This window comes from Flavobacterium muglaense (assembly GCF_014305155.1).
Classification (GTDB): domain Bacteria; phylum Bacteroidota; class Bacteroidia; order Flavobacteriales; family Flavobacteriaceae; genus Flavobacterium; species Flavobacterium muglaense.
The window spans coordinates 1-7,640 of the sequence record NZ_JACRUK010000079.1 but is presented as its reverse complement, the minus strand read 5'-3'; the positions used below and the strand labels follow the sequence as shown (position 1 = coordinate 7,640).

Genomic DNA, 7,640 nt, shown 5'->3' with positions numbered 1-7,640 from the left:
AACTTTTCTTCCTTTTATATTGTATTAAGTGTTATATTTGAAAGAAATAAACGGAAGTTTTTTCACAGACTGACGTTATATGGCTTTGAAATGGTGGGGAAATCGTAAACGAAAAATTTTCGGCTTAACGAAGACTTTATGCGAAACGATAATTCCACTAAATTCCAGCTAGGTCAAAATGGCTGTTGGCGGTAGTACTTTAATTTGTGTTATTTTCACTTTTAATATTAATCATGATATCTTGTCTTTTCGACCAATCACAAAGTTTCCAACCCTGTGTTTTGAAAAATTTACCAAGTTTTTCTTCATTTGTAATGCATAAAGATTTTATATTTTCTAATAATAAACTTAAATCCATTGAGATGACTTTCTTTTTATCAAAAGTTTGAATTGTAATTGAACTGATTTCTTGATTTAATTCTGAAATTTCAGGCATTTTAAAATTAACGCTAAAACCAAAAGTTAAACCACTAACCAATATTTTTGGCGTTAGTTCTTCTGTTATCATATTTTTATGATGCCAAACAAGAATTCCATAATATGGAGATTTATTTTCAAACATTGATTCATCAATACGTTCGTGTAAATGTTGAATAGTATTTCTAAAAGCATTTACCAAAAGTATATTTTCGAGTACTTTATGGTTACTTTCTGAAGGTAGTTTCTGGAATAATTTAATAAGTCTCGAAGAATGGTCTACAATTGCCCAAGCACTTGCGAAAATTTGTGAAGTATTTTCTTTTACAGAATTTTCTTGAGATATTTTATTTAGTTTTTCTTCTAATAATGAATACTCATTTTCAATCATTTCGAAAGTAATACGAATTGCATCGAAAATCATTCGCTGGTATTCAATCATTTCCAAAGGAAGCATTTTAAAAGGCGAGTTTTCGGAAAGTATCTTCATTTTTTTTTCGTTTTTTGAGCTTATTATCGCACAAATACTTAATAACAACACAACATAATATATTCTATTTACAAAATCGTTCTACTCGTAATTACTAGTACTATAACAGTCAAAGTTCAAAACACACTTTTATTCATTGCGTTATCATATCTTATTGTAATACATTGCCTTCACAATACCATCAGACAGTCCTATTTTTGGCACATAAATTTGTCTTGCACCGCTCCATTTCATAGCATTAAGATAGATACGTACTGCAGGAATAATTACATCGGCACGGTCAGGATTCAATCCTAACTCGGAAATCCTTTGATCATAGGTCAATGAATTCAAAAATGCATATTGTGAATTGATATAAATGTAAGACAAAGGCTTTTCTTGCGTTTTGCCTGACATTTTGAACAATTTATTGATATTTCCTCCAGACCCAATAAGGGTTACCTCTTCATAATCAGCAGTATTTGCTTTGATCCACTTTTCAATTTCGTCCCAAACCACATCACATACCATGTTATTTAATAAACGTACAGTACCCGCTTTAAACGATCTGGAATTAACCATTTTTCCATTCGAAAATAAAGTAAACTCAGTGCTACCACCACCCACATCTACAAAAAGATATGTTTGATCCGTTTTTAATAAATGATGTAAATCAGTCGAGGCAATAATCGCGGCTTCTTTTTTACCATCAATAATTTCAATATTAATTGCCGCCTTTTCTTTTATAAGTTCTACAACTTCTTTGCCGTTATAAGCTTCACGCATGGCCGAAGTAGCAAAAGCTTTGTAGTCTTGCACTTTGTGAACTTTCATTAATAAATTAAAAGCTTGCATTGCGTCACACATTCTTTCAATATTCTCTTCGGAAATTTCACCCACAGTAAATGCGTCCTGTCCTAAACGAATTGGAACACGAACCAATGAACTCTTATTAAACTGAGCTTCTTTTCCTTCTTGTTCAACAATATTAACAATCAATAAACGCATAGCATTTGAACCTATATCGATTGCAGCATATTTTTTTAATTTGATCATGCTTTACTTGTAATTTTTTCTAATTAAAAACGAGTTTTTGGTGTACTAAAAGTTTTCATCTAATAAATCAACTTTCTTTTGGTAATATTTATAGGTCTCAATTTGAGCTCTAAATATTGGCTCTCCATTGCTTTCTCTATATTTATTATCCATTTTAGCCGAGTGGTAACGTGCTTTCACATTTCCTTTCCAGCCCAAATCAAAATTTTCTATTAGTTCGTTTTTAATTTCTTGGTCGTATATAGGGCAAGTAACCTCTACCCTACCATCGAGATTTCGTGTCATGAAATCGGCAGATGAAATATAAACCTCTGTTTGACCCGCATTTCCAAAAATATAAATTCTTGAATGTTCTAGATAATTATCTACAATACTAATTGCTTCAATGTTGGCGCTCATTCCTTTTACACCTGGAATTAAAGAACAAACTCCCCTAACTTCCAATTGAATTTTCACACCTGCATTACTGGCTTCATACAACTTATCAATCATTCCAAAATCAGAGAGACTATTCATCTTTAACTTGATGTAAGTTTTTCTACCTGCCTTTGCATGAGATATTTCCCTGTCAATTAATTTGTAAAATCGAGAACGCGTATAATGCGGTGAAACAATAAGATGTTTGTAACGATGTAACCTATAATTGATATCAAAAAATTCAAATATTTTAGATATGTCTTTTAATATCTGTTGATGACTAGTAAACAAAGTAACATCAGTATACACTTTTGCCGTTGATTCATTAAAATTTCCTGTTGAAATAAAACCATAGCGTTTTGTTTTACCGTTTTCATTTCTTTCAATAACACATATTTTGCTATGAACCTTCAAACCTTTTATTCCAAAAATAAGATGAATCCCTTCAGTTTGCATTTGCTCGGCATAAGAAATATTAGATGCTTCATCAAATCGGGCTTGTAATTCTATCTGTACTGTTACTTTCTTACCGTTTTTGGCTGCATTAATCAACGAACTTATAATTTGTGAATTCTTTGCTAATCGGTACAAAGTAATCTTTATAGTACTCACTTTAGGATCTAAAGCTGCTTCTCGCAAAAACTTGGTTAAATAAGAAAACGATTGATAAGGAGCATTCAATAGATAATCTTTCTCACTGATTTTTTCTAAAATACTACCTTCTAAACTTAATCCCGGTATTGGTAATGGAACATTTGTTTTATACAATAGATCATAACGCCCCAAGTTAGGAAAATCCATATAATCCCTTCTATTATGATACCTTCCGCCCGGAATAATACTATCAGTCGAAACAATTTTCATTTTATCTAAGAAAAACTCCAAAGTATCTTTCTCGATCAACTGGTCATAAATAAAACGAACAGGCTCACCTATTCTTCGGTCTTTTACACTAGTAGATATTTTTTCAAGCATACTTTTACTTAAGTCACTATCAATGTCTAGTTGTGCATCACGACTAATTTTAATCATGTGAGCAGAAACACTTTCGTAATCAAAAATGTTAAAAATACTCATCAAATTATGACGAATCACATCATCAATCAAGATCACATATTGCTTCTCGCTACTAGACGGAAGCACAACAAAGCGGTTCATTGTTTTTGGAATTTCGATGATTGCATAGCGCACCTCGGCATCTTTTTTCATCACTAACTTGATCGCTAAATACCCAATATTATCCCTCAATAATGGAAACTCAGCCAAGTCATTCAAAATAATTGTCACGAGTTCAGGACTTAGTTTTTGGATAAAAAAGTCTTTTAGAAATATTTCTTGCTCCACCGAAATTTCATTTTCGTTGATGATAAAAATATTCTCGCTTTCAAGTTCGTTTTCAATTCCTTTTAAAATCAATAAACTCTCTGTTTGATGTTCGATTACAATTTCGGTAATATCTTTTACCAGTTGCTGAGCGGATATTCCTCCAAGAATCTTAGAACCCGTTTTTCCAGACAAGCTTAGCCTTCTAATGGCTGCAAATCGAACGCGAAAAAATTCATCTAAATTATTAGAAAAAATCCCTAAAAAACGCAATCTATCTAAAAGTGGAACCGAATTATCTGCTGCTTCTTGAAGAACTCGAGCATTAAAAGCCAACCAGCTTTTTTCTCTATCTATATATTTTTGTTCTGACACTATACTATTTTATTTTAAGTCTTTTGGTATTATTATTTTTTTAGTAGTTCCATGATTTATTGTTTCCCAATAATCCGTATCAAACTCAATTGATACAAATCCCGATGTAGGAACGTTTCCGATGAAAACATCCCCAAATTTATTAACAAAATTTGTAATTGCACCATTATGACCAAAAAGAATTAAACTATCATAGGTATCACTGCATGATTTTATTATTTTTTCCAATTGATTTTCATCAAAAGTGTAAAGCGCTTCCTTATACAATATACTTTCGATGGGATAAAGTATGTTTTGGGCAAAAATCACTGCTGTGTCTGAAGCTCTTTTTGCAACGCTGCTCCAAATTAAAAACTTTTTGGGAATAAAATTATTGATATGCAAAGAAACCAAATGTGCATCTTTAAATCCACGTTGATCCAATGGCCGATCAATATCTTTTAAAGGTGTGTCCCAATTTGATTTTGCATGTCTAATTAAAATTAATTTTTTCATAGTTATAAACTTCCATGTTCATAGTTTCTACAGTAGATCTGAAACAGAAAGATACAACATAAATTGAAACAAACTATTGATTTCACTATAATTAATTTAAAAAATCAGTTTAAATAAACTAAATAAATAACCTTTCAAAACTTCCTAATAAACAGCACTATAATACGTTTAAACAAGTAAAAATACTACATAAATAACACTGGTTTTTTGTTAAAGCAATGCAAAAAAAGGTATTTGATTTCAATTTTACTCCCCAATAAATTGTAATCCATTATATTAAAGTCATTTATAATTATATCTATATGGTAACGAAAATTACTTTTCAAAAAATTAAGCACTTTAAGCAAGCCTTTTCTTCGGCAGTAAACGTGCTTATTGTTTCACTCTACTCCATCTTAACTACAGCAATTAGTACTCAATTGGCTGTTGTACTTGTTTTTGTTTTTGTAGCTCCAATTGCTTACTGCCAATCTAGTAACTGTCAAGGTGTACTAAAAGTAGCTAAAGATCGAAATACTAAAAGTGTTTCGACTAACGGAACCTATTACGCGATGGAAATTTCAAATACAGGTTCGGCAACAGCTATTTACAACTTAAACGCAGTAAATGTAAATAGTAGTTGCACTAATAACGACGGTACGAGCACCAGTACGAATGTAAATCTAACGATTCAAATCGTAGATACTAATCTACAAACCATTAGTACTATTTCGATTCCTGCAGGTGAAACGGTGCGTTTTTTAGTGAGTGTAAAACCACCAATTGGAACACCTTACAGCAAGTGGAATTGTACCCAAATCATCGCTACTTCAACTTCATGCGCTGGTTACAGCATCGATACTACTTTACACACATTAGTTAGCGATCCTACTCAGGAATAATATTACAATCTGCAGCATACTTCATTAGGTTTTCACCTTTAAATAGTAGAAAATATGAAAAAAACTATACCCTTAACAAATTACATACTAGCAATTAAGAACGAATTAATCATAATTCTAATACTGTTATGTAGTTCGTTTGCATATTCACAAGCCAGTATTGTACCCACCAAAACGGTAACAGTTCGTCCAGGAGTTTGCGGCATAATAGATGTTGAACTGAAAATACAAGGATCCAATCCTGTATCTAGACCGCTAGAAGTGGTTTTGGTTATTGATGTTTCTGGAAGTATGGATGATGACATAAAATATGACCCAAACAATTCATTGGAATATGCGCAAGATGCTGCAAATGATTTTATTAGAAAAATATTTTTACCTGCTAATAATCCAACGGGCAAAAACAAGGTTGCCATTGTTAAATACAGTAGTACAGCTTCATTAGTAAGACCACTAACCTTAGCCGCTGGACAAACGGACCTTATTAATGCCATCAATAGCTTGGCAGCAAATGGAACAACTAACATTCAGGATGGGATCATTAAGGCTGATAAAGAACTATATGATCACGGTACTTTTGACTGTATTACTTCTAGAAGTATTATTCTCTTAACAGATGGTGTTGCAAATAGAACAGGAAACAATCAATCTTGTAGTGATGGTATTAATGGCAGCTGCATCCAAAGCGCTATAACAGCAGCAAACAATGCAAAAACAACTACCAAGTCAGGAATTGTTTATAATAATCAAATTTTTTCTGTAGGACTGTTTGGTGCAATCTATGGATCCCAGCAAAGTGATGCCGAGTATACATTAAATAAAATTCAATCTGCCGGAAACTTTTTTACAGAAAATTCTGCCAATTTAACAGGAATTTATACACAAATATTCTCTAAACTTTCTTGGGTTGCTCAACAAATCTCTGGAACTCCTTTTAGTAAAGAAATAGTTAGTACTGATTTCTCTATTGGAAACATTACAGCATCAAAAGGTACAGCTTCAGCAAGCGGACAAAATATTTCATGGAATATTGATTTTCTTAATGTTGAAACGATCACACTTAAATATGAATTAACACCGAAGAGCAATGTTTGCGGGACCAAAACTGTAAGTTCATCTCGATTGGATTATAAAAATTCAGCTTGTCAAACGGCCTTTCTGAACGTTACTACTCCAACTACCCTTATTCCCTGCCCTGCTGTAAGCATGAATTCAAAACAGGATGTAGATTGTTATGGCGGAGCAACAGCTTCAATTACATTAAATGATGCCACAGGTGGAACAACTCCTTACTCGTATTCATGGAAAAAAGATGGCACTTCATTTGCTGCTACTAAAAATATTTCAGGATTAGAAGCTGGCCTTTATACTGTCATTGCAACAGACAAAAACGGTTGTTATAGTAGTCCGTTATCTGTAACTATTAAACAGCCAACGGCTGCTTTAACAGCAACTGTTGTTTCAACCGATGTAAGTTGTTTCGGCTCCAATGATGGTAATATAACAATTAACAATCCTTCTGGTGGTTACGGAACCTATCAATACAGCATTAACGGCGGAACCGCTTGGCAAGATTCTGCTTCGTTTAACGCACTTGCGGACGGAACTTATAATGTTCAAATTAGAGATAAAGCCAAAAATGCTTGTACTGTGACTTTGAACAGTAAAGTAATTATCAAATCACCAACGGCGGCTTTAACAGCAACTGTTGCTTCGACTGATGTAAGTTGTTTTGGTGCCAAAGATGGAACTATCACGATCAGCAATGCAACTGGTGGTTACGGAACCTATCAGTACAGCATTAACGGTGGAACTACTTGGCAAGATGCAGCTTCGTTTACCGCACTTGCGGATGGAACTTATAATGTCCAAATTAGAGATAAAGCCAAAAATACTTGTACTGTGACTTTGAACAGTAAAGTAATTATCAAATCACCAACGGCGACTTTAACAGCAACTGTTGCATCGACCGATGTAAGTTGTTTTGGTGCCAAAGATGGATCTATCACGATCAGCAATGCAACGGGTGGTTACGGAACCTATCAGTACAGCATTAACGGTGGAACTACTTGGCAAGATGCAGCTTCGTTTACCGCACTTGCGGATGGAACTTATAATGTCCAAATTAGAGATAAAGCCAAAAATACTTGTACTGTGACTTTGAACAGTAAAGTAATTATCAAATCACCAACGGCGACTTTAACAGC

At 33.3% G+C, this 7,640-nt stretch carries 6 protein-coding genes; 2 read left to right on the top strand and 4 right to left on the bottom strand.

Going from position 1 to position 7,640, the window contains the following annotated elements; genetic code table 11:
- Positions 1 to 199: 199 nt before the first annotated feature.
- The 4 genes from H8R24_RS17295 to H8R24_RS17280 all read right to left on the bottom strand — a co-directional run bounded on the left by H8R24_RS17295 (position 200) and on the right by H8R24_RS17280 (position 4,552).
- Entirely contained in the window at positions 200 to 907 is a 708-nt protein-coding gene (locus H8R24_RS17295) for a hypothetical protein (protein ID WP_187021558.1), read from the bottom strand.
- Between the two features lie 144 nt (positions 908 to 1,051).
- Positions 1,052 to 1,942, bottom strand: coding sequence for a Ppx/GppA phosphatase family protein (locus tag H8R24_RS17290; RefSeq protein WP_187021556.1), 891 nt, complete (start codon positions 1,940 to 1,942; stop codon positions 1,052 to 1,054).
- Between the two features lie 45 nt (positions 1,943 to 1,987).
- Entirely contained in the window at positions 1,988 to 4,057 is a 2,070-nt protein-coding gene (gene ppk1, locus H8R24_RS17285; RefSeq protein ID WP_187021554.1) for a polyphosphate kinase 1, read from the bottom strand.
- 9 nt (positions 4,058 to 4,066) lie between these two features.
- Positions 4,067 to 4,552: a SixA phosphatase family protein gene (locus H8R24_RS17280; protein ID WP_187021552.1), complete on the bottom strand. Its 486-nt coding sequence runs from the start codon at positions 4,550 to 4,552 to the stop codon at positions 4,067 to 4,069.
- A gap of 302 nt (positions 4,553 to 4,854) precedes the next feature.
- On the opposite strand from H8R24_RS17280, the gene H8R24_RS17275 reads away from it, so the two are divergent.
- Both H8R24_RS17275 and H8R24_RS17270 read left to right on the top strand, forming a co-directional pair.
- Positions 4,855 to 5,433: a hypothetical protein gene (locus H8R24_RS17275; RefSeq protein WP_187021550.1), complete on the top strand. Its 579-nt coding sequence runs from the start codon at positions 4,855 to 4,857 to the stop codon at positions 5,431 to 5,433.
- Between the two features lie 54 nt (positions 5,434 to 5,487).
- Positions 5,488 to 7,640, top strand: a 2,153-nt coding sequence (locus H8R24_RS17270; protein WP_187038216.1) for a VWA domain-containing protein, incomplete at its 3' end; no start/stop codon positions are given.